Genomic DNA, 23,457 nt, shown 5'->3' with positions numbered 1-23,457 from the left:
TTGAGATGGCGCGGATCGGGGCGGAACGGGATTACAGGTTTCGCGGGCCAGGAAGACCGAGGCGGCGACGCAGCACGTCCAGCTGGCCGGCCAGCTGCTCCACCTCCGCGTCCAGGTCGGTGACCAGCGGAGCGGGATCGGCCGCCTCCCGCAGAGCGAAGGTTCGGCGCACCAGGGCTTTCACCTCGGCGGCCTCGTCACCCGGAACGAGCTCGTGCAGGAGCGACAGCTGGTCTACCAGCTTCACCGGAGGCGGCGCAGCTGCGGCACGCGTGAACACGAGCCGGGCCAGCATCGCCCGGGACTCGAACCACAGGTACTTGGCGGTGAGTTCGCGGCCCCGCTGCTCGTACTCGCTTGGTCGGCTGATGGCGGCGGTGGACGGGGCGGCGATGGCGGTGGCGACCCAGCCGGGGGAGTGATGGTCCATGCCAGGCCGGCGCAGCTCGAACCACTCGTGGAGATCGCGGCTCAACATCCCGTCCGCGCTGACGACATCCCGCTCGGTCGGCCGGGCGGCGGAGCCCTCGGCGGCGAGACCGAGACAGGCGAGCGCCTCGATCACGAGATCCTCAAGCGCCCGGTGCCCGTTCGGGTGGTCGGGTGAGCTCAGCTCGAAGTCGACGTCGCTGCCGCGTCCGAGGACTCCCTGCGCGCACGAGCCGCGCAAGATGAGCTCCAACCCCTCCAGCCCCAGGGAGGTTTGAGCAGTTCGGGCAATGCGGGCGGTGACTTCCTCGGCGACCTCGGCGCGCTCACGCGCCGCGTCCCACCCGTTGACGCCCCGCAGGTCCTCCAGGCGAAAGGCCAGCTGCTCGATTGATCGGAGGCCGGCGACCCACCGGTGCTCGGCCGTGGAGAATAGGGCGAGAACCCATGGTCGGCGTAACCGTTCCGGGCGACGGCCGCCGGCGGTACGGGTGCTTTCGGTGAGGGCATCCAGCTGGTGAAGGAGGTCCGCGTAGGCGTCCTCGCCCTGGTCTGCTCGCAGCCGTGAGGTCAGCACGGTGTGGAAGACACCGAGACCGGGTGGCAGGACGTCCTCGGCAAGATGCCCCAGGCGGGCTGCACTCGCGGACTTCGGCCCTGCGGCGGGCAGTTCGCTCGAGAGCGTCAACTCGATGCCGCGGCGACGCACCTCCCGCGCAGCCAATCCGGCTGGCAGCCAGGCGGCGAGTATGGACTCGAAACCGTCCAGCGTCGGCTCTTCGCTGCTCCCCGTTGTGATACGCCTTCTGAGACCGAGATCACGGCTGGCCAGGTCGGACCACGCGATGTCCCATTTCATCACGGTCAGCGCGCCGGGGGCGGCGGTGCCCGCCGGGACGAGCAGCGCGTCCTCCCAGTCGATCAGGACCGTCCGGCCGCTCTGCCGGAACATGTTCCGCGGAATGCACCCGGACGCCTCCATGCCCCGCCCCAGCACCGTCAGGAGGAGATCCTCGATCTCCTCCTCCGACAAGCCGGCCAGGCCGTCCGTTGAGGCGGAGAGCGGGATCCCGAGGTAGGGCGACACCAGCGCCGCCGTACGGTCGTCCAGTGGAACCAGGTCGGGAACGCACACCTCGATTCGCCCGAACCCGTCCACCGTGAGGGCACCCAGACGACGCGCCGCCTCCGCAGCGAGGGCGCGCTCCGCGTGCGCCGCCGCCCGTGACCGGAGCTTGGCCACAAGGTCCCGCCCTTCGTGGCGCAGCCGCCGCACCGCACCAGTGACGTCAACGAGCCCCGGATCGTCGAGGGCATGCCCCTCGCCGTCACCGGCGAACACTGCTCGGATCGACGCAGCGACGCCCGGCGAACCACCTGCACCCCCAGACAGCCTGCTCACCTCACTCCCCTCCCGAGTGCCGCACAGCAGGCTTGCCACCGTAGCCGCTCCGTCACGTTGTGTTCGATCGAATTTACGGATTCGACTGAAGGGGATGCGGAACGCGCGCCTCCCCGGAGGTCGAGGGCCCCATCGTGGGTTCTGATGATCACTCAGGATGATCTACCGTCAAGGGCATTGAGCGTGCAGGCTTCGCTCCGCAGCGACCATAATCGGGCCGTTGGCTGTGCGGGGCATGGGATACTCGGCAGACGGCGCCGACCGCTCGACGGAGCGGCGCTGTGCGACTCCCGCGGCCCGTCCGCGGATCTGCCCTCTCACAGAAGTGGTCCTTCGATCTATGCCTACGGTCCTCTCCATCGCCGACGCGCTGCGCGAGCGCTTCGCACAGGCGATCTCCACTGCGTTCCCCGACGCCGCGGACAGCGACCCCCAGCTGCGACGAAGTGACCGCGCCGACTTCCAGGCCAACGGCATCATGAGCCTGGCCAAGCCGCTGCGGATCAACCCTCGCGAGGTGGCCGCGCGCGTGCTCGAGAACCTCGGCTCTGACCGGGTGATCGCGAGCCTGGAGGTCTCCGGGCCCGGCTTCATCAACGTCACCGTCACCGACGCCGCCATCCTCGAGCGCCTGGCCGCCCGCGCAGCCGATGCCCGACTCGGTGTCGGCAGCAACGCCGAGGCCGGCGTCACGGTGATCGACTACAGCCAGCCGAACATCGCCAAGGAGATGCACGTCGGCCACCTGCGCTCCACGATCATCGGGGACGCGCTCGTGCGCGCCCTCGAGTTCAGCGGAGAGAAGGTCATCCGGCGCAACCACCTCGGGGACTGGGGTACCCAGTTCGGCATGCTCATCCAGTACCTCATCGAGCACCCGACCGAGCTCGAAGAAGGCACCGAGCCGGACGACTCCGGTCCGTCGATGTCCCGGCTCAACCGCCTGTACAAGGCATCGCGCGCCAAGTTCGACAGCGACGCCGACTTCGCTGACCGGGCCCGCCGGCGCGTCGTCGAGCTGCAGGCCGGCCACGCCGAGACCGTTGCGTCCTGGCAGGGCATGGTCGATGAGTCGAAGGTCTACTTCGAAGCCGTCTACGCCCGCCTCGGCGTTCTCCTCGAAGACGCCGACGCAGTCGGCGAGAGCTACTACAACCCGATGCTCGCCGACGTGTGTGCCGACCTTGAAGCCTCCGGCGTCGCCGTCCGCTCAGACGGAGCCCTGTGCGTCTTCTTCGACGACATCAAGGGCCCCAACGGCGAACCGACCCCGCTCATCGTTCAGAAGAGCGACGGCGGCTACGGCTACGCCACCACCGACCTCGCCGCCATTCGCGACCGCGTCGGCATGCTCGGCGCCAACCAGCTCCTCTACGTCGTCGACAGCCGCCAGGCCCTGCACTTCCAGATGGTCTTCGAGACCGCCCGCCGGGCCGGCTGGCTCCCTGACGACGTCCGCGCCCTGCACCTCGGCTTCGGCACCGTCCTCGGCAAGGACGGCAAGCCCTTCAAGACCCGCTCCGGCGAGACCGTCCGCCTCATGGACCTCCTCGACGAAGCCGTCGACCGGGCCCGCACCGTCGTCGCCGAGAAGAGCCCCCAGCTCGCCACGGAGGAACTCGAAGACCGGGCCAAGCAGGTCGGCATCGGCGCGGTGAAGTACGCCGACCTTTCGACCTCCCGCACCCGCGACTACATCTTCGACGCCGACCGCATGGTCTCCCTCAACGGCGACACTGGCACCTACCTCCAGTACGCCTACGCCCGCATCCAGTCCATCCTGCGCAAGGCTCCCGACGGCGTCACCACGGTCGCACACCAGGACCTCGCCTTGGAGCCGGCCGAACGCGCTCTCGGACTCCTCCTCGACGAGTTCGGCGCCACCATCGACCTCGTCGCCGAAACCTTCGAGCCCCACCGCCTCTGCGCCTACCTGCACAGCCTCGCGGCGGCGTACACCACGTTCTACGAGCACTGCCCGGTCCTGAAGGCCCCGAGCCGTGAGGTCATGGAGACCCGGTTGCTGCTGTGCCAGCTCACCGGCCAGACCCTCCGCCAGGGCATGGACCTCCTCGGTATCGGAACGCCCGAACGCCTTTAGCTCTGGACGAGCCTTGGGGAGGGCAGGTATCAGCTGCCCATCCCGAAGGTGCGCTCGCGCCTGCGGTCCGGCTACCCCGCAGCCCTTGGGATTCGGGAAGTCCCGGAATCCCAAGGGCAGGTGACTGCGGTGCCCATCGGCCCCGGGTGAGGGCTATCGGCAGCCCACAGCAGTGTCCCCGGCTCAGAGCCCGATCCACGGGGCGAGCGAGTCCCAAGCCATGCCGCACAGCCGCTGGGAGCGCTCGCGCACGAACTCCACGGTCCAGTCCTCCTCGCGCTCCGCAAGGGCTGCGACCAGAGGAAGATAGCGCGCTCGGCGGATGATGGCCTCCGCCCCTTCGCCGATTTTGATGCCTTCGTGGGCTGCCTGGGCGAGCGTCTTCTCGGCCTCCTCGACGGTCGTTGCGGAGAGGGCCCGGAACATCAGCCGCTTGATCGGCCACGAGCGCTGATGGGCGGAGGAGTTCTCGACCCTGGGAAGCAGCGTCAGGTTTCCGAGCACGTGGACGGTGCTCGACTCGTCATAGAGCCTTCCCTCCCACCCGCTCGCACCGGGCCCCTTCGGGGCCACATGCTCGATCGTGGAGAACGCCTCGTCATGCCAGCGCTCCAGATTGAGGGTGCTCAGGACTCCTTGCCTGCCGATCGTGACCAGGCCGGGCCGCTCCCTGTCGGGAGTCGAGTCGTTGGAGGCTGCGAGAAGCAGGAGCTTGGTGAGCTGCCGCGAGCTCGAGTAGACAGGGGTCTCGGCCGCGCGTGCCATCCATCGGTCCTTCTCGCCGAGCCCCTCCTCCTGGAGCTGTTGGCGGAAGTAGGCCAACATCTCCTCGATAGGGGGAACCTCGGTGAGCTGCCGGCCGAACCGCATGAATCGCGGCGCACCTTCGTTGGATGCCGGGAGGCCCATGAGCTTGCGGTACTTGTTGTCGATTCCGTTGGTGCTGCCGAAAGCACCTCGCCAGAGACCGTAGAAGGCACCGCAAGCTCGGACGGCGGTCAGGAACTGACGGGCGCGCTCGTCGATGTTGTCCTGCGCCAGCCGGTGCGAAGAGTAGTACCGGGTGAGAGGCGCGATCACGATCTCGTGCTTGGCCTCGCTAAGCACCTGGGCACACAATGCAGCCTGCTTTCGCAGCGCGGCATCCGTGCATTCCGGCAACTTGTCCGGCTGAGCCCACGGGCCGGAGACGAACTTGGTGACCTGGGCCAGAGCCTGCAGGAAGACCCGCCGCTCGGACTGTCCGGCCTCCTTGTCGAACGCGGTGCGCAGGTAGTGACGCTGCTCGCTGAGGCGCTTGCTGAGTCGGGTTCCGTCGTTGAGCAGCGCGAACGGGATGAGGATGTTGTCCGTTGCGGTCTGCCGCTTGTCAGCGGATGACGCACCCTGTGCATCGAGATACTTCTCGATGGTGTCGAAGTGGTTGTACGACTCCGAGTCGTGCCACTCCTTGAGCGGCTCGTTCTTGATGGCCTTGGGCTTGAAGGTTTCGATCGCGGTGAGCGGCTGCCCAGTGGTGTTCAGCGCTTCGAACATGTCGAAGCCGTAGTCCTCGTGCTTGGACGTCACGACCGCCACGGTCACGCGGTTGAGCAGGTAGTTGGCGAAGACGATCAGCCGGAGAAGAGCCCCCAGGCGGTCGTCTTCCCGTGCCGCGTCGATCACGTAGTCGGGGAAGGGGCTGTTGAACAGGGCCTCCTGAAGGACGTTAGAGTCCACCATGGCCTGAGCGGAGGGGAGCTCGGCCTCGTCCTCCCGAGCCTGCCGCGACAGCGAGACGGCCTGGCGCAGCGTGCGGCGGATGAAGGCGCGCGTGATCTCGAGGTGCTTGTGAGCCTGGGCGTTGGCGTCCTCGGCCTCGCCCTCGACGAAGGGGACGTGCTTGTAGTCCTGGGAGATCGGCTCGTCGCGGCGGAACTTCCCGTACTGGTGCAGGTAGTACCCGATCGGGGATTCGTACTGCGCTTCGCCCTTATTGCGGGACCACACGTCGTGGAACGAGCGGATCATGCGGGGGTAGAAACGGAAGCTGCCCTCGCCGTAGCGCATATCCTCCTCGAAGGTGTCGGTGAGACGGACTGTCACATCGACTGCCTGGTTGAAACACCAGTCCCGGGCCTCGCCTCCGTTCTTGGGGAGCCGATTCGCGCGAAGGCTGATTTCTTCGTGCAGGACAGTGGTCAGCAGGAGAAGAGTGGTCATTCGCTGCTGGCCGTCGATGATGCTCATGACCTTCGCGGGCACCATCGGCCGGTGGATCGGGTCCACCGTGCTGTACTGGAGGTCGCGCAGCGCGATTACAGAGCCGATGAAGCAGATCGACTCCGGAAACTTGGTGATCTGCTCGACGCCGTGGGCGACATCAGCGATGAGACGCTTGACCTTGTTGGACTCCCAGCTGTACGCGCGCTGGTACGGCGGAATATAGAGCCCCTGTCCGGTTTCGCTGAGGTACTGTGCCACTGTATAGGGCGCGGCGTCAAAGATTTCTCGGGTTTCCAAAATGAAGCTCCCGTGCATTTCGCGGGTCCGTTTGCCAATTCAGGCTCTCTTCGCGCGGTGATCGCGGCCTTTTTGGGTTCCTCGGCAGACGCGGGCAGCCTGCAGCCTGGCGTCGCTGGAACTTCACAGCTGCTGCGGTCCCTGCCAGCCCCCTCGCCACGTGCCCCCGGATAGCGGCACTTCTGCTCCCAACCGTCCCCCTCGGCGTACCCAACCCTGACCGTCGTGACCCATCGCTGGTGGGTAGTCCACGACCAGCGATCACCCTAGACCGAGCGACTGACAAGATTGAGTTTCTCTCGGAAATTCATATACGAAAAATCGGGCATACCCGGCATATATCCCGAAAGTTCGAGGTTGGATGCGTAGCATGGCGCGTCGGCGGCCGACAGGCAGGTGACGCGACCTTTCCGGTCGGGCGGTTTGAGAGTGCGCAGGTGCCGACAAGTCCGTCCGTGCAGGCCAGACTGCATCTTGGTACTGGTGGAAGGTGCGACCGGTCGAGTCTGCAGATGTCAAAAGTCCGGGATTGGCGGACCGCGAGACCGCAGCTCCGTGCGGCGGCGCCTCCATCCGGGCATCTGCCCGGATGGACTTTCGGGCACCCATAGCCTGGGAGTGCGAGCTGCCGGTCGCAGCCCCGACCAGGTCTGGCTGGCCAGCGCGATGCAGCTCGGTCAGCAGCGCCTGGTGCCGCCGGCCCTACGCCCCAGGCCTCGTGCCCGCAGCCGCGCCAGCAGGTCATGCCCGAGCTGAGGCCGACCTCCCGCGGTAGTCGCTCCCACTGGATCCCGGTATGCCGTGCGAACAGGATCCTGAAGACAGCCACGGTCGTATATCGGCGGGCGGCCGAGCTTTCGAAGCCGCTGCTTCGCACCGGCAGCAGCGGCTCGATCCGACCCCACATGTCGTCCGACATCAACCATGGCGGTCTTTCCCATGGTCCACTCAACGAGCTGCCAAGGGGGCGGCCCTACACGCGACGCAACTCTGTTAGGTGCTCCCAGAGCTCAGTGCTCTACGAATGCGACGTGTTCAGATCGAGTCGGTTGAGCAGAGACAGAGTCGGTTCGACTTTAAGGAGGCATTCGTCGCGCAGCCACTCCAGGCCAAAATTCGCATACTCCATGGCGATCTGTAGGACTCGCCTCGGCTGGGAAAGAATGTCGTCGCCCTCCGTTGAAAGAGCAAGGAGCTCCAAATGGGTAATTCTCCAGGGATCGCTATTGAGGATGCCTCCGTCGATGAACTTGACACGTTTCCCTTCGGGATAGAGGGGCGTCTTCTCGCCTAGCCTGACGCCGATACACAGGCCAAGCCACCATGCATCGATTTGGCGGGGGAAGACCTTTCCGGATCCGGTGCGATCACGTACGATTCGGTGAACATCATCGTTCATGAATAGGTCGAGATTCGCGTATCTGTTGACAGTCGCTAGCGTCACAACTCCTCCATCTCGCGGTACTGGAGGAGGTCACTATCACGGCGGCGAGCGCACACGTCGCACATCTGGCGATGTGTGCAAGCGCACGTCCGTGAAAGTGGGTACTCACTCTTCCAGTCGCTTTCAAGGTCGCCCGGATAGTGATGGCTGCAGGACAGGGTGACGAAGGCCCCACTGCGCTCATCAAGGATATCTTCTACGCCGGCAATCTCGGAGCGGGTCAACAATAGGACGACCTGGAAGGGAGTTCCTGCCGAGTCGGGCGGCCGTGTGATTGCCTCTACCATGCGGCGCTTCGTATCACCCGACACCATTCCAAGTGGAGTGTCGATAAAGCGCGGAGCAATGATCCCTGCGACCTCCATGAGAGACCACACGAATGAAAGCGTCAAGGCGCGCTGGGCGGCGCCGTTGATCTCGAAATCTGGGTCGAGACTGGTGCCATGCTGACTCATCACGTTGATATCAAAGGCACTGGTAATCGTGACGCCCGTGTAGACTCCGCGCGTCTCAGAGTTATCTGCGCCGATGATGTCGTGAAACATTGTCTGAAGCCGAGTGGAGACTCGTTGGACGTATTCCCCCTCTAGGCGGTTGCGGACCGCCGACGCAAGCGTCAGCAAGTCATGTGCAACATCGCGCTTCGTGGCAATGTCACCACTGATCTTGGCATTGCGCTGTGCCTTTTCAAGCGCAATTTGTTTCTCCGCGAGGTCGTGCTTGGCTGTCTCAAGCCTATGGCCGAGCATGCCTAGCTCATAGGTGGTATCCTTCATTTTCAGATTGAGATCATCTAGATCAGCTTGAAGCCTGCGGACCTTCTCGTCATCGATGCGGCCACGTCGCTCTGTCGCGCTCTTAAGGGTCGTTCCTTTGCGCTCCAGCGCATCAGCAAGTTTTGCGTAGCTAGACAAGAGGGACAGCCTGTCATTTGCGAAGCTATCAGGCTGGGTGCTCATCTGTCGCAGTGCCCGAGCGCGATACCGCGTGTCGGACAGGTACTCGCTCAGTTCCGTCTTTTCACGCTGTTCGTCAAGGAGAGCCAGAACGTGATCACGGCGCGAGGATTCCGGCGTCAGTTGTTCACCGCAGATGCATTCGCCGGCCTCGAGGCAGTCATCAAGGACCTGCACCGAGTGGCTCGGGATAATGCGCTTGTCTGCAAGCTCGTCTAGGCGGTCCAGTCCGGTAGCGAGAGTGTCGCCCATCAGCGACCAAGACGTTGCCTCATGGCTCAGCAAATTCGTCATCTGGCGAAGACAGAGCGCTTTGTCCTTTTCGAGAGCTTCGACATCGCGCTCAAGCTCGGCAATTTGAGCATTCAGAAGGTCGAGGTCGCCGATTCCTTTGATCGACTCAAGTTCCCGACGCTTGTCTACCTCTGCATCTTCCATATTCTGGCGGCGATCGGTGATCTTTTCAATCTCGACCTGGAGAGCATGGACCTTCTTCGTTAGCTCGTCCTTTTGATCGGATAGCGATTCGACCTTAGATCCGGCGTCCTTTGCGGCGCGCTTTTCATATACCTGATGTACAGCGGTGGCGTCCTCGACGGCTCTGCGAAGCTTTCCGATGCCCAGCAGGTTCTCAATCGCAAGATGCACCTTCGCTTGGCGTTGGTGAGCGTGCTGCCGGCCTGTGATGAATTTCTGGACATCGTCACCGTTCGTGAAAAACACATCAGCGAGACGTCCGGGAAGTCGTTGTTCGATCCAGTCCTCTGGAGAGGGCACCTCCTCGCCGCCAGCGTTCGTGAGTCGGATAACGCGGAGATCCTCCTTGCCGCGTTCGACACTGTCGCCTTCGCTCGGCGTCTCATTTACGGTGCGTTGAAGTCGAAAACGCGCGGGGCCGCTATCATCGTCTTGGATATCGAACTCGAGCATCACCTCAACGGTGACAGGAATCCGAGCTGGGCTAGCCGTGGAAGTCAGTCGGATTTTGTCAGCTCGCGTCACCTCTCGTAGGCCGTTGACGCCATACAAGCCCCACAGAATTGCATAGTGAAGCGAGGTCTTGCCCGAGCCATTTTCCGCTCGAATCACCGTCAGGGGACGCGAGGGGTCGGTGGAGAGGTCAATCTTGATGTCGTGCAGCAACTTGAAATTGAGCACATGAATCCGGTGAAGCTTCATGAATCCCCCCTGTCCCCAAGCGTGATCGCGCGGCCCCCTATGAATTCGACGATCTTTTGTAGGTGATCCTGACGTTGCCGGTCACTCTTGTGGCCCTGTTGCCGCACAAGCTCACTGAGAGCCATTACTAGATCTTCGTCGTAGCCGGGGTATCTGTCGTCGAGGGCCTGCACCTCCTTGCGGGCAACCTCGGCGATCCGCGGAGTTGTGGTCATTCTCGTCCTCGCTGTCAGAGCATCCGCTCATAGTTGTCGATAGCTACTCGCGGCCCGTCCGAGTCGTACTCATTGTCGGCAGCACTCGCGAACTCTCGGGCCCGCGTCAGTTCACCAGTCATAAGCGCACGCCCTTCCTTGGAGCCTGCCCGCGGGGGAACGACGAAGAAGTCATGGAGATTGGCGATCTCCTTGCCCTCCGAGCGCCGAAGGATTCGGCCTCGCCTTTGTACCCATTCGCGGCGTACAGTACTAGATGCTAGAAGATAGGCCGTGTCTGTCTGAGGGATGTCAATTCCTTCGTCCAGGACTTGCATCGCCGTGAGAACCTGATAGTCCCCTCGCCCGAATGCTTCCAGGTATCTTCCTGATCCACGGCGCGACGTCTCGGCGTGGGTGAATTGATGGAAACTAATCCCAAGCTCATTGAGCATGTGGTTCGCCATGTCAATCTGACGCTCACTGGTTAGCACTGGCGGCTTCGCGGAAGCGTAGATCAGAGTTCTACTGATTTGGCGAGGGTTATCATGGATCAACAACTTTGCGAGAGCTGGGATCTTGGCCTCGGCATGTTCTAGAAGCGCCCGGCGGCGACGTAGAAGATGCTCGATCTGCGCTTGAAGATCGGAGTCCTGGCCATTGTCTGCCTTTTGAAAACCCTTGCGCTGTAGTTGCCTCGTCAGGTTCTCGTATTCCTCCATCTCGGCGTCCGAGAGGGAAATCTCATGCAGATGATAGTTGTATGGTGTAAGGCATCCAGCTCGGATCGCGTCCTTGAGGGTGAACTCGAAGACTTCCGGCCCGAAATACTCGGTGAGCTGTTCGGTTCCGTCAGGGTCGTATTGCCGACTTGGTGTGGCAGACAGGCCCAGACGGACATCAAAACGTGTCGGCCTGTTGGCAAGGAAGCTCTTTGATCCAAGATTGTGGACCTCGTCGCCGATGATCATGGCGAGAGTTGACTTCGGTAGTCCTTCAATGAAAGTCCGAAAGGACTCGTCTGTGGAGAAAAGCTTCTGCGTGCAGACGATTACTGAGGTGTAGGACCCTTGCGTAGCAAGGCCAGCCTTAATCTCCTCAAGCCGCACCTGTCGCTTCGACCCTGAGGCATCGCTCGGCACGAACGGCTCCGCACCGAAGCCTCGAACCGCTTCCGCCCACTGCCGAACCAGTGGGGCGCTCGGGACTATGACGAGTACAACCATGGGGCCTTTGTGGCGGTCTTGTTCTTGTGTGGCGGCGATAAGCGCTGTCTGTGTTTTCCCACCCCCGGTCGCGATGGCTACGATTCCACGTGACCCGTTGATGGTGAACGCATTCACTGCTGACGCCTGATGTCCGTAGCGACCGTCGCGCCATTCCACGTTATCCGGGATTGTCAGCAGTCTTGGCTGAGCAATCGTTACGCTGGGGGGAAGAGGCGGCTCCAATCCGCGTGCGTGATCGGTATGCCATGCGCGCCAAAAATCATCGATCGTAGGTGCTTCAGCACCTGAGCTTCGTCCACCTGCGAGACCTAGGCCATCTTTAAGTTCAACGCTGAGAACGTGTGGGCTTTCGTTGTTCCACTGTCGCTCCCAGCCGGCGAGCAGTTTGGCAACCCGGTCAGCCGCGGTCTGCCCATCCCGCCAAGGCCGGTCGACCGTCATCTGCTCGCCGTTGACCAGCAATCCCCTTGCCGTGGCATTGCCTGAACCGTGCACCGCAACCCAATCGGGTCCAGACCTCATCAGCCACTGCTTCTTGTGATACATGCCGCGCCGCATAAGGGCGAATCGCACGGTGAGGCGTCCACTAGCGACGAGATAGGCCAGGCAGTCCACTGTGTGGTGCACGAGTGCATGTTCAGAGAGGCTGGCCTCGTCGAACAGTCGTTCAATTGCGGCTTTGACAACCTGCTCAGGGCTCGTGGTTCCCCGCTCCATCGCGGCCAGATCGGCGGCCTCCACAGCAGGGCTGATCAAGAGCTGGAGTTGGCCGCTGTCTCGGCGGAGGTAGTCCGCTAGCCCTGGTGCGATTTGGGCAAGGCACTGCGAGCTAAAGAAGCCAGCCGCGACTCGAACGTCGTCCGACACCTTCATGGCCGGCACCAGGACTTCGCCGATCAGGTCATCGTCTGGGATTTCGTATACCGGGAGAACTCGCTCAAGGGCGGCGGGCAGCCGTCCAGTCATCGCGCTGCGTGCCGGGTTGCGGTCACCTTGGACTCCTGTCTGGGCTGCCCTGGGATTGAGGCTATCGTCACCACCAGGTCGCCACGGCGCCAAGAAGGCACCGTCTGGCCCGCCTGGAACCTGTGAGTCGTCAGCATCGTTCTGTCCCAGCATAGTTCAGGCCTGCCGAACTGCGTCAGAGGAGGGTCATCGTGCGACCTTGGCACGTGATCACCCTAGACCTGCTCACTGGTGTTTGGGCCCTGTATCCCGAATCTCAGCAGGTCCGGGATGTTGGCTCGACCCGCCCAGGGCAGGCTGACTGTGGGTGCTGCCCTTGGGAGACAGGGTTCCGCTGGCCGGGGTCTACTATCGGATGAACCTGGCGATACGCCAGTTGACGTCATCGTTCTGAGTCTCGTCGGGAGCTGCCCGCCGGATCACCGACCGGCACATCCGGCTCCCGGCCCTGCATGGATCCGAGACGATCCCATGGCCGATGAGGTCGTCGCCGGCGGCGCCCTGGTTCCCATCCACGACCGGAGCGTGACCGTCCCGTCGAAGAACTACCAGCGCTCGGCGAACCTGCATAGCCATATCGGCCCGCACGCCTGCGTTCTCCTTGAGATTGGCCCGCACCCTCGCATAACCGGACGGCGCCCGATCTCGCCAGTCCGTAGCAGGTCGCGCGCCCGGGGGCAGCCTGGCCCTGGAGGGAAGGCCCTTGTGGGTAGGGATGGCAGCAATCTGGCGGACTGGCAGTGGATGTGAGGTATCGTCAATATTCAATCTCCAGGAGTCGGGAAGGGATCGCCGTTGATCGGCCTTCCAGTTGATCGCTGGCAGGAACCTTCCGGCTGCTCCCGCGCGGTCCCGTCCGAGTCCTTCGGGAAGCTCATCTCGCCTTCGCATCTTCATCAGCGGACCCGTGATTGAGGACGTCGAGGAGTACGCGCTCGGCAACGCCCACGACTGCGGGCATAGTCGCGCGGCGCGCTGTCGAAGACGTCGCGAAAGGGGGCGGCGGTACCACGCCGCTAGCCCTGGAGTTCTGTTCTTTGCCAAGGGGCGATAGATCGTTGCGAGCAGCCGGCGCTCCCATGCCCGTGCGCGATCTTGCGGCGCGACGCGGGGATGCGGGGAGTACGGAATGCGGCCACCTTGGCGCCAAGCGGTGCCATTTGGGCTGGCGTGACGAAAATCGATCTTGAGCCCAGGCGGCGTCCTGTCAGTTAGTAGCACAAGCCATCGACGCTAGCCGAGCGTGCGGGTGTGGGCACGCTTCGCAGTTGAACGGGCCCGATGGCGGTGAGGCTGCCGTAGGTGTCCTCCGCGCGAGATAGGATCTCGATGCACTCCTGGTGGAATCGATCAGACCCCCGGGAGAAGCCGCCAGGAGTGGAAACGAGACGCAGTGCACCAAGAGGGGGCAAAGCACATGGTAGAGGATCGCCCGGCAACGCCGGATGTGGTCTATCTCGACTACAACGCCACTGCACCCCTGCGCCCGGAAGCTCTAGAGGCAACTCTCCGTGCACTCAACTCCGTTGGCAACGCCTCGAGCATGCACCACATGGGGCGGGATGCCGCCGCGCGGGTCGACGCCGCCCGTCAGCAGCTCGCTCGCCTGATCAACTGCTCGCCCAAAGAGATCATCTTCACGTCCGGAGCGACCGAGGCGAACAACCTGGCAATTCGCGCCGCCTACGCGCGCGGGGGTGCGCTGGTGACCACGGCCGTGGAGCACCCCGCTGTCCTTGAGACCGCCCGGATCGTCACGGCCGGAGCCGAGGACTCGCTGATCGTGCTGCCGGTTGATGGGGACGGCGACCTGGACCTGGAGCGGCTGCGGGACTCGCTGAAGGGGCCTGTCGCTTTGGTCACAACCATGCTCGCCAATAACGAGACCGGAGTGCTGACCGATCTCGAATTCATCATCGAGGCGGCGCACGAGGCGGGCGCCCTGGTCCACACCGACGCGACACAGTACGTCGGGCGGCTCCCCCTGGACCTTGCAGAGCTGGACGTTGATCTTCTGTCCCTGTCAGCCCACAAGTTCGGTGGCCCGCAGGGCGTGGGGGCGCTCTTCGTGCGTCGCGGTACGCCCTTGCCTCACCAGCCGCTATTGCTCGGTGGCGGGCATGAGCGCGGCTGGAGGGCTGGCACCCTTAACGTTGCCGGCATCGTTGGACTCGGTGCTGCCGCCGCAGCCGCGCGCTTGAAGTTGCAGGAGGAGGCCGTGCGGATCGCCAAGCTCAGGGACGAGCTGGAGGCTGGCCTGGCCGCGCGCGTGCCGGATTGCCGGATCAACGGAGCTGCCTCGCATCGCCTCCCGGGGGTGACAAGCGTCACCTTCCCCGGTGTTCCGGCGGACGCGTTGCTGGCCGCGATGCCGATGGTGGCAGCCTCGGATGGCAGCGCGTGCTCATCAGGCGCGCCGACTCCGAGCCACGTCCTCCTTGCCATGGGCCTCACCCGCGACGAGGCGGACTCCACCCTGCGATTCTCGTTGGGCTATGCCACCTCCGGGCGCGACATCGAGCGGGCCATTGATGCGGCCACGTACGCGGTCGCACAGGTCCGTGCTGCGATGGCCGCCACCGCAGGGCCCTGACCAGCGTTCCACAGACGACCGCTCACCCACTGCATCACTTGACCTATGAAAGGCGCCCCCGCATGTCAGACAGCCGGCTCGCTGAAGCCGTCGAGCTCTCCTTCAACCGCCACGAGACGTTTGCCCCGCGGTTCGGCTGGATGCACAAGGCATACATGCAGGTTAAGGACGCCAGCGACGTCTTCCTCCGCGAAGACGCGCCAGTGCAGCTCGGTGTAGGCAAGAACATGGTCAACGCCATGCGCTACTGGTCGAAGGCCTTCAAGCTCACCAAGGAGCATGCTCACGAAATCCCGCAGCAGCGAGCAATGGTCGCCGCGCCGACCTGGCGGGCCCGATGGCTTCTCGACGAGCACGGAGCCGACCCCTACCTTGAGGACACCGGCAGCCTCTGGCTGCTCCACTGGTGGCTTCTCTCGTCCGAGCCGGAGACCAAGTGCTCGGCCCCCAGCTGGTACGTGATCTTCAACCTGGCCCCGCGATCCCGCGTCACCACCGCCGAGATGATCAACGTCATCACCCGGTACATCCACGAGAACTTCGAAGAGAAGGACTGGCCTGCGGCGGAGTCGGTCAGCCGCGACGTCGACTGCCTGATCAAGATGTACGCGCTCGACCAGGAATTTAACCCGCTCTCCCCGGGCAGCTTCGAAGATCTGCTCATGTCGCCGTTCCGCGAGCTTGGCCTGCTCGAAGGCCAGGGCAAGGGCAAGGAACGGACCTGGCGCTTCACCAGCGGCGCACGCTCGAACCTGCCGGCAGCGGTCCTCGCATACGCCTGCCTCGACTACGCTTCGCGACTTAGCTCGAACGCCGGCTCTATCTCCCTGGCCCGGCTCGCTGGCGAGGCAGGAGCCCCCGGCCGTGCCTTCCGGATGCGGGAACCCGAGCTGACCAAGGCCATCGAGTCTCTCGTCAGCAGCCACCCCGATCTGCAGATCGTCGAAGCACTTGGCCAGCGCAGCCTCGCCTTCGCGAAGCCGCCGCAGGAGCTCGGCTGGGACGTACTCGACGAGTACTACGGGCGGGTACGTGAGCGTGAGAACTTCCCCACGCCACAAGAGTGGATCGAGAAGTACCCAGGGCTTGCTGCTACCCCAGCGAAGGGCGTGCGCAGGAAGGCCCCGCGGCAGGTTGAGGAGCTGGAACTGAGCGAGGAGAACGTCTGATCATGACGACCAAGACCAAGCAGCACCCCCGCCAGACCGGCAGCACCCAGCTCCCCGCCGGCATCGCCCTGGTCGGCTCAGAACTTCGCTCCACCAATCTTGAGCGAGATGTACGCGAGCGCCACCTCAACTCGCCCTACGTAGGAGCCCGCGCTCTCGACGTCCTCGAACGAGTCACCCACGCAGTGGAGGACCTCGGTCGCACACGCGCCTGGTCGTTCACCGGCCCCTACGGCTCCGGCAAATCCACCCTCTCGAACCTCTTCGACGCCTTCCTCGGACACGACAAGCCCCGCCGGGCAGAGGCCGAGAAGGCGGTCGCTGTGACCAGCCCCAGCTACGCCGCCCGCCTGAGCCGTGTACGGGACCAGCTCACCGAAACGGGCTTCCTCGGGGCGGTCGCCACCGCGCGCCGCGAGCCTCTCGCAGCAACGATTCACCGAGCCCTGCAGACCGCCGTCGAGCGGAAATGGAAGACACGCCCGCCGAAGACCGTCGCTCAGGCTCTCGCCGCATGCGCCGAACGCGAGGTACCGACCGCACAAAGCCTGATGGACGCGGTCACGGTCCTGTGTGACACAGCCCCCGTCCTGCTGATCCTCGACGAGTTCGGCAAGACCCTCGAGTACCTCGGCGCGGCCGGCGACACCGGTGACGCCGACAGCGATGTCTTCCTGCTCCAGATGCTGGCCGAGAAGGGCGCCAGCCGCTCGGGTCTGCCACTTTTCATCTTCACTTTGCAGCACCTCGCCTTCACCGACTACGCGGCGCGCTCCAGCACCGTGCAGACCCAGGAGTGGGCCAAGATCCAGGGCCGCTTTGAAGACATCACCTTCGCGCCCAACCTCGGTGACGCAGTCCACCTCATGCGACGCCGCCTCGACCTGTCCGGCGTGGCAGAGCCGGGCCGCACTCTCATCCAGACGCAAGCGCAGGCCGCAGCAGACGCCTGGACCGGCCATGCCCTGAACTCGGTTGTCGACATCTCCACCGAGATGTTCGCCGACCTGTACCCCCTCCACCCGCTCACCGCGGTCGCAGCACCGCTCCTCGCGTCCCAGATCGGCCAGCACGACCGCAGCCTCACCGGCTTCCTCGCCAGCGACGAGCCCAACACGGTGCGGCGCTCCCTCGAGTCGTTCGCGTCCGACAACCCGGAGCACGCCTCGACCGTGCGGCTGCCGCAGCTGTACGACTACTTCTTCGCCTCCGGCCGCACCACCATCCTGGCCTCCTCGAACGCCAGCCGCTGGCTCGAAGTTGACATGCGACTCAACGAGGCACACGGACTGCCCACCGAGGACCAGGAGGTTCTCAAGGTGATCGGCATCCTCAACCTCATCGACGCGGACGGACTACTGCGGGCCACCCCGTCCATGATCCAGTTCGCCCTGAACGACCCGGCCGAAGCCGCAGACACTGAGCGCTTCACCGCCCTCCAGACGCGTTTGGGCAAGCTTGTCGAGGACGGCTTCGTCGTCCACCGTGCCTACAGCAACGAGTACCGCGTCTGGCAAGGCACCGATGTCGACATCGACGCACGGGTCCGCGAAGTCGCCACCCGAATCCGCCCGGCGGACGTTGTCGAGTACTTCAGTAAGCACCTCGGCACCGTCCTTCCCGCCGCGGTAGTAGCCGGCAAGCACAGCCAGCAGACCGGCATGCTGCGCTACTTCGTAACCGCAGTCAGCCACGAAGGCGAGAAGATCGATGGCCCCGAGGTCGTCAAGGACGCAGCCGACGGCCTCATCGTCTTCCACCTCGGCGCCCTTGACACCCGACCGGCAGTCAACTCCCCCCTTCCCGTGCTGATCGGAACCACCGAAAGGCCCGACACGGTTCTCCAAGCGGGCATCGACCTCGTGGCACTCGAGGAACTCCTCGACGACGACACCATTGACCACGTTGCTGCCCGCGAGATCACCGAACGGGCAGCTGAGATCTCCCAGAACATCGGCACGCTGCTGGACGAAGCCTTCAACCCCCGAAGCCCACAGTCCAGCTGGCAGCTTTGGGATAAGGGAAGCGACACTGGCGACGACGCCAGCGCCGTCATCGAAGCCCGCAGCTACGCCAGCCTCGCCTCCCAGGCTTGTGAGCGTGTCTACCCCCACACACCGTACGTGCGCAACGAAATGGCCGGCCGCCACCAGCTCACCAGCAACGCGACCCGCGCCCGGCGCGAACTGCTCACCGCGATGCTCCAGAAGTCCGGCATCCACCTCCTCGGCTTCGACGAGAAGCTGTACTCGGCGCCCAGGGCGATGTACCACGGCGTCGTGGAGTACCTCGGCCTCCACCGCGTCGCAGGGGAGAACAGCAGCGCCATCGAGGCCGACAGCATCCTCACCCACGGCATCTCGCGACCCAGCGCCGAAACCAACAAGAGCGTCATGGCCGTCTGGGAGGCTCTCGAGGAAGCGCTGACCAACGCCAAGCAGCCCACTCCAATCGTCGACATCTACCAGCAGCTGATGGCACCCCCGTACGGTGTCAAGGCAGGTGTAGTCCCGATCCTGGTGGTCACTGCGCTCATCCTGCGGAGCGAGGACATCGCTCTCTTCGAGGACGGCAACTACTGCCAGCGGCTGACCCCGGAAATCATCGAGCGACTCAACGTCCCCTTCCCAGACCGCTTCGTGATCAAGGCTGCCCCGGTCGGCCGCGGCCAGCGCCGTCTCGTCGTCGACGGCCTCGCGAAGGCACTAGGCGTGGTCGCTCCGCGGTCGCGCATGGCCCGCAATCCCGTGCTCCTCGCTGTCACCCGCACCATCCTGGGCCGCGTGATGGAGCTCGAGAACTACGCCGAAAGCACCAAGCGCCTGAGCGAGCAGGCACTGAAGATCCGCGATGTCCTGGGTGAGGCGACCGACCCTGACGAGTTGATCTTTACCTCACTGCCTGCTGCGCTGGCACTGGCACCAATCCCAGCCGACGCAGGCAAGGACGACCAGGCAGCCAAGGCGTACGTCGAGGCCCTGACCAGTGCCCTCGACGAGCTGTCCAACGCCAGCGTCGTCCTGCGTCAGCAGGTCGTGGCGGCGATCGCCAAGGAGTTCCGCCTTCCCACGGAGATCGGCGAGCTACGCACCGGTCTGGCAGAGCGCCTGCACGGGTTCGCCAACGCCCCGCTCGAACTCAACCTGAAGGGCTTTGTCTCTCGCGTGCTTAACGAGAGCCTTCCCGACGAGGACTGGCTCGACCCGATCATCATCCGCCTCGCGAACAAGGCCCTGTCCGACTGGACGGACAAGGACGTCGAGAGCTTCCCGGCCAAGGTCAAGGAGATCGCGCGCGCACTCGAGCGCGTCAGCCACCTCTACGAGGCGCACGATGCACCAGGCGCAGAGCAGGAGACAGGCGCACCGCGCCAGATCGAAACCCACCTGCTGACGCTCACGACCCCTCAGGGCACCGAGGAAAGAACCCTCATTCATGTGCCCAAGCAATCCCGCAAGGCCACCGACGACCTCGTTGTCAGTGTGATCAGGCAGGCTGAGAAGGCCCTCGGCCCCGACGGAGCCCGCATCCTGCTCGCCGCTCTTGCTGAGCGCCTGGCGGCGGCCGACGCCGACACGGCCCCCGAGACGAAGGAGAAGCTGTGAGCGACACCGACAGCTCCAGCAACAAGAAGCGCCATGTCCTCGGCCTGTCCGGCGGAAAGGACTCCTCCGCGCTCGCCATCCACATGCGGGACCGCGTACCGGAGATGGAGTACTTCTTCTGCGACACCGGTGCCGAGCTGCCGGAAACGTACGAGTACCTCAACCGCCTCGAGGCCGCTGTCGGCAAGCCGATCGTGCGACTGAATGCTAGCCGCGACTTCGATCACTGGCTCGAGGTCTACCAGGGCACTCTTCCCAGTCCTCAGATGCGCTGGTGCACTAAGAACCTGAAGATCAAGCCCCTTGAGGAGTGGGTCGGCGACGACGAGGTGATCTCCTACGTCGCCATCCGAGCGGACGAGAACCGCCTCGGCTACGTCAGTACCAAGCCCAACATCACGGCGGTGTTCCCCTTCCGCGAGGACGGTATCGATCGCGCCGGCGTCGACCGCATCCTCGATGAGGCCGGCATCGGCCTCCCGGCGTACTACGAGTGGCGCACGCGCTCCGGCTGCTACTTCTGCTTCTTCCAGCGCAAGCACGAGTGGGTCGGGCTCAAGGACCGCCACCCGGACCTCTTCGAGAAGGCCATAGCCTATGAGGAGAAGGTCAACTACCGGCACACCGCGATGCAGGAGCGCCAGTACACCTGGTCCCAGGGTGAGTCCCTGCACGAACTGATCGAGCGGCGGGACGAAATCGAAGCCAAGCACCAGGCAGCTCTCGAGCGGGTCGCCAAGCGCATAAGGCCGAACCGGCCGCTGCTCGAGATCCTCGCTGATGCCCATGACGAGGACGACGACGAGGCAGGCTGCTCCGTCTGCCACCTGTGAGAGAAAGCCTGAGCCCCGCTGCGCCCGGCGGCAGCCGCCGGGCGCAACGGGGCTCAGGTGTACGCGGCGGCACTCGGAGCGGTTCGGCCTCGTCGTCAAGATCCAGTACGGCAGGCCGATGAACGCTATCGTTTAGGGGCCCGCGCGCGAGCGGGTCTGAGTAGACGATGCTCCCCGGAGAAACACTGGTCATGGCCGCACAGTTGCCGTACCTGGTCGGCCACACCGAGATCGCCGCCCTGTTTGGCATCGAGCGTCAGACGTCTCAAAAGTGGCGGACCGACGGCATCCTCGGCGAGCCCGACCTCATCGCGTCCGGGAACCCCTACTGGCTACTCGCCACGGTACTTCAGCTCGACGGGCACAGCGGTCGGGAGATCACCGAAGAGCGGCTGGCGCAGTACAAGGCGACGATCCCGAGTGGATACAGTCTCGCGGACCCGAAGGATCTTCCGGCGCTCGTAGGGATCAAGGAGGCGGCTCTCGTCCTGGGGGTCGACGAACGAGCCATCGCTCGATGGCGGAACCGGCGGACGATTGCGGACGAGGATCTCAAGCTGTCGGGGTCACCGCTCTGGCTTCTCGACACGCTCATCGCTGATGCCCAAGCCCGCGGCCGAGCGGTTGATCCAGAAGCACATACAAGGCTGCTCGCCGGTGAGCGGCTGAGTCAGAAGCCGCGAGGCCGTAAGGCGGCCTCGGGAAGGTAGTCAGGCTGGAGGCCGCAGCCCAGGGACGTCGATGACGTTACGTCATGCACCAGCCAGAGTCGCACAACCCGTCGTCGTCGACGACGACGGGAGGCTCCACCGCTATCGCCTCGGCCAGCGGACGGCCGTAGCGGGTCAGGTACACCGGATCCCGGCCGAGAGCCTTCCGTCGGCGGTTGACCAGTTCCTCGATGTGCACTGACTGGGCGAAGAGCTCAGGCTCCAGCGACCGTTGGCGGCGCCAATCCCCAACCGTGCGAAAGGGGCAGAAGAAGCACGAACTCTTCGGAGGCACGGGAAGCCCCGCTTGCTCAATGAGGCGCACACAGTCCGTCCTCCGAAGCCCGAGGTCCAGGAGCGGATACTCGATCAGCTCATACGGTTCGCTATGCCTGCGATTCGCACGATGGACCTCGTCGACGGAAATTCCGATGCCCACGTGCGCCGGCGCACCGGTCGTGGCTCCGTGTTCGCGAAGCCATCGTCCGATCACCTTGATCTTGAAATCGGCCGTGCAGGACCTTCTCCCTGGCGCCCCGTTCGCCATGCGAACGGGGATCGGGATGGAACGAGTGTCGGGTCTACTGAGGCGTTGCACCAGCGTTTCGGACTCGCCATCGCGCCGAAGCCGTCTGAGCTGCCTCAGATCGATCCCAGCGCTGGAAGCGAACGGAACTGCGACATCTCGCACATAGGTGAGCGTGGCCGGGTGCTCGCTATCGTCACCGACGTTCGCGAACAAGAACGTCGGGTAGTCGATTTCACGGCGAGCTGCGAGGACGAGCAGCGCGGTGGACTGAACGCCACCCCCGTACGACACCGCTCTCAACGGACCGGCCGTCCGGTCTCTACGCCCGGACATTGCATCTACTGACGGTTGACCCATGGAGGCTCCCAGATTGATCACTCGAACCTGAGATACTCTATGGATGATGATCGAATAGATCAAGTGTTTATCTCAAATGACTCGATGTCCCGCACCGCCGATCCCTTGGAAGGCGAAGCGGGGCATCGAGTGGACCTGCGAGTGCGGCAAGGCAGCTGCTCGGCTTGGCGCTACCGGTGGACTGCCTCAATGTGTCGGCTCGGTGTCGGGGGCCAGTCGCCAGGTAGCGAGCGCCAGTGCTCGGGGGCTGGCCATGCCCGGGCCGGGCCTGCAGGTTGGTCAGGGAGTCGCAGTCGAGCGAGATGTGTCGCTGTCGACCACAGGTCATGCCCTGCGAATCTGCCTGACTGGTCGGCGGCCGGTCCCTTGATGGAGTGGCGCGCCCGCTTAATCGGATAATGCGCCGGAGGTGTGTCAGTATTTGTGGCGATTATTCAGTCTCGTCCATAGTTGAGATTGCGGGCGAGGCTGACTCATGTGCATGGCCCGGGATTCGCGAATCGCCTAGTTCGATGTCTCGGCGGCGGGTCTCTTCCACGTGTCGAATGAGGATTTCCTCCATTAGGTCGAGCTGAAGGCCATCCTTTCGATACTTCTCCAGGAGGAGTTTTGCATCATATCGAAATGACCGGACGGTGTTGCCCTCTGTAAACGTCAGTGGCTTATCTGCCATGGTCTGCAAGGACCGTCTGCGCTCCGCACGGTCCCAGCCGGCGAGCCACGTGGCAGCTGCGCTCTCAGGGATCCCGCACGCTCTCACGAAGGAGCCTATGAATCTCCTGGTCGGCACGCGGCGACCCTTCAGGACGCCGTGGATCGTGCCGCGAGAGAGCTTATTGCCTGAGCTTTGAGCGCGGCGCTCCAGCTCTCGCAACGATAGTTCTCCCATCGCTTGATGAAGTTCGATTAAGGCGAGGCGAAGCGTGGCGTGATCTCTGATGTATTCGGGCCGCATCGGCTGAGGCGAGTTGACCCCACGTCCGGCCGCCCGCGCCCTCTCATGCCGTGCCCGCTTCCACAATTCACGGCCAGGTGTGGGGTCAACTCTGCATACCGCCGCGAACGCTTCCACGATCTCCAGCGTGGGCACAATCTGCCCCGAGGCTGCGCGAGAGAAAACGGTTGCGGAAAACGGGGCCTGCTGGGCCATCTCGCGATATGTCAGTCCGGACCGTTGCTTGTGTTCGCGGAGCCAGAGTGCCAGCTGAGCCCTGTGGTGCCATGCACCTCTGTCGAGCTTTCTCTGGGGCCGGCCCATC

The 23,457-nt window shown here is 64.1% G+C and carries 15 protein-coding genes; 6 read left to right on the top strand and 9 right to left on the bottom strand.

All coding sequences use genetic code 11. The features are described from left to right. Positions 1-31 precede the first annotated feature (31 nt). Positions 32-1,771 (bottom strand): hypothetical protein, encoded by a 1,740-nt coding sequence (locus ACGFSC_RS38370; protein ID WP_359899252.1) that lies wholly within the window; start codon positions 1,769-1,771, stop codon positions 32-34. Between the two features lie 400 nt (positions 1,772-2,171). Here ACGFSC_RS38370 and argS point away from each other — a divergent pair, with 400 nt between their 5' ends. Continuing rightward, positions 2,172-3,932: an arginine--tRNA ligase gene (gene argS, locus ACGFSC_RS38365; protein ID WP_359899254.1), complete on the top strand. Its 1,761-nt coding sequence runs from the start codon at positions 2,172-2,174 to the stop codon at positions 3,930-3,932. Positions 3,933-4,115: 183 nt separating this feature from the next. Here argS and ACGFSC_RS38360 read toward each other — a convergent pair whose 3' ends face one another. From ACGFSC_RS38360 to ACGFSC_RS38335, 6 genes are all read right to left on the bottom strand, one after another. Next, a complete protein-coding gene (locus ACGFSC_RS38360) occupies positions 4,116-6,452 on the bottom strand; it encodes a DUF262 domain-containing protein (protein WP_359899256.1) in 2,337 nt (778 codons plus the stop codon). A gap of 289 nt (positions 6,453-6,741) precedes the next feature. Continuing rightward, positions 6,742-7,341 (bottom strand): hypothetical protein, encoded by a 600-nt coding sequence (locus tag ACGFSC_RS38355; RefSeq protein ID WP_392864903.1) that lies wholly within the window; start codon positions 7,339-7,341, stop codon positions 6,742-6,744. A 111-nt stretch (positions 7,342-7,452) separates the two neighbouring features. Next, positions 7,453-7,833: a hypothetical protein gene (locus ACGFSC_RS38350; RefSeq protein WP_359899258.1), complete on the bottom strand. Its 381-nt coding sequence runs from the start codon at positions 7,831-7,833 to the stop codon at positions 7,453-7,455. A 41-nt stretch (positions 7,834-7,874) separates the two neighbouring features. Continuing rightward, positions 7,875-10,013, bottom strand: a complete 2,139-nt coding sequence (locus ACGFSC_RS38345) for an AAA family ATPase (protein ID WP_359899260.1) — start codon at positions 10,011-10,013, stop codon at positions 7,875-7,877. After that, entirely contained in the window at positions 10,010-10,228 is a 219-nt protein-coding gene (locus ACGFSC_RS38340) for a hypothetical protein (protein ID WP_359899261.1), read from the bottom strand. Before ACGFSC_RS38340 ends, ACGFSC_RS38345 begins: the two co-directional genes overlap by 4 nt. A gap of 14 nt (positions 10,229-10,242) precedes the next feature. After that, positions 10,243-12,402 (bottom strand): DEAD/DEAH box helicase family protein, encoded by a 2,160-nt coding sequence (locus tag ACGFSC_RS38335; protein ID WP_359899263.1) that lies wholly within the window; start codon positions 12,400-12,402, stop codon positions 10,243-10,245. A 1,417-nt stretch (positions 12,403-13,819) separates the two neighbouring features. On the opposite strand from ACGFSC_RS38335, the gene ACGFSC_RS38330 reads away from it, so the two are divergent. The 5 genes from ACGFSC_RS38330 (at position 13,820) to ACGFSC_RS38310 (ending at position 21,312) form a co-directional block, all read left to right on the top strand. Continuing rightward, on the top strand, positions 13,820-14,995 hold the full coding sequence (locus ACGFSC_RS38330) for a cysteine desulfurase family protein (RefSeq protein WP_359899265.1): 1,176 nt from the start codon (positions 13,820-13,822) through the stop codon (positions 14,993-14,995). A gap of 62 nt (positions 14,996-15,057) precedes the next feature. Then, positions 15,058-16,164: a DUF4007 family protein gene (locus tag ACGFSC_RS38325; protein ID WP_359899267.1), complete on the top strand. Its 1,107-nt coding sequence runs from the start codon at positions 15,058-15,060 to the stop codon at positions 16,162-16,164. Between the two features lie 2 nt (positions 16,165-16,166). Next, positions 16,167-19,769 (top strand): ATP-binding protein, encoded by a 3,603-nt coding sequence (locus ACGFSC_RS38320; RefSeq protein ID WP_359899269.1) that lies wholly within the window; start codon positions 16,167-16,169, stop codon positions 19,767-19,769. After that, positions 19,766-20,602, top strand: coding sequence for a phosphoadenosine phosphosulfate reductase family protein (locus ACGFSC_RS38315; RefSeq protein ID WP_359899270.1), 837 nt, complete (start codon positions 19,766-19,768; stop codon positions 20,600-20,602). The genes ACGFSC_RS38320 and ACGFSC_RS38315 overlap by 4 nt, the downstream gene beginning before the upstream one ends. Before the next feature lie 191 nt (positions 20,603-20,793). Continuing rightward, a complete protein-coding gene (locus ACGFSC_RS38310) occupies positions 20,794-21,312 on the top strand; it encodes a hypothetical protein (protein WP_359899272.1) in 519 nt (172 codons plus the stop codon). Positions 21,313-21,349: 37 nt separating this feature from the next. Here ACGFSC_RS38310 and ACGFSC_RS38305 read toward each other — a convergent pair whose 3' ends face one another. Together ACGFSC_RS38305 and ACGFSC_RS38300 are read right to left on the bottom strand one after the other, a co-directional pair. Beyond that, positions 21,350-22,141: a phosphoadenosine phosphosulfate reductase gene (locus tag ACGFSC_RS38305; protein WP_392864901.1), complete on the bottom strand. Its 792-nt coding sequence runs from the start codon at positions 22,139-22,141 to the stop codon at positions 21,350-21,352. Positions 22,142-22,628: 487 nt separating this feature from the next. Next, complete coding sequence (locus tag ACGFSC_RS38300) at positions 22,629-23,456, bottom strand: helix-turn-helix transcriptional regulator (protein WP_359899276.1); 828 nt, start codon at positions 23,454-23,456, stop codon at positions 22,629-22,631. Position 23,457: the final 1 nt, after the last annotated feature.

Source organism: Kitasatospora sp. NPDC048715, from assembly GCF_043198905.1.
GTDB lineage: Bacteria > Actinomycetota > Actinomycetes > Streptomycetales > Streptomycetaceae > Kitasatospora > Kitasatospora lactacystinica.
This window is presented reverse-complemented; position numbering and strand designations above follow the sequence as displayed.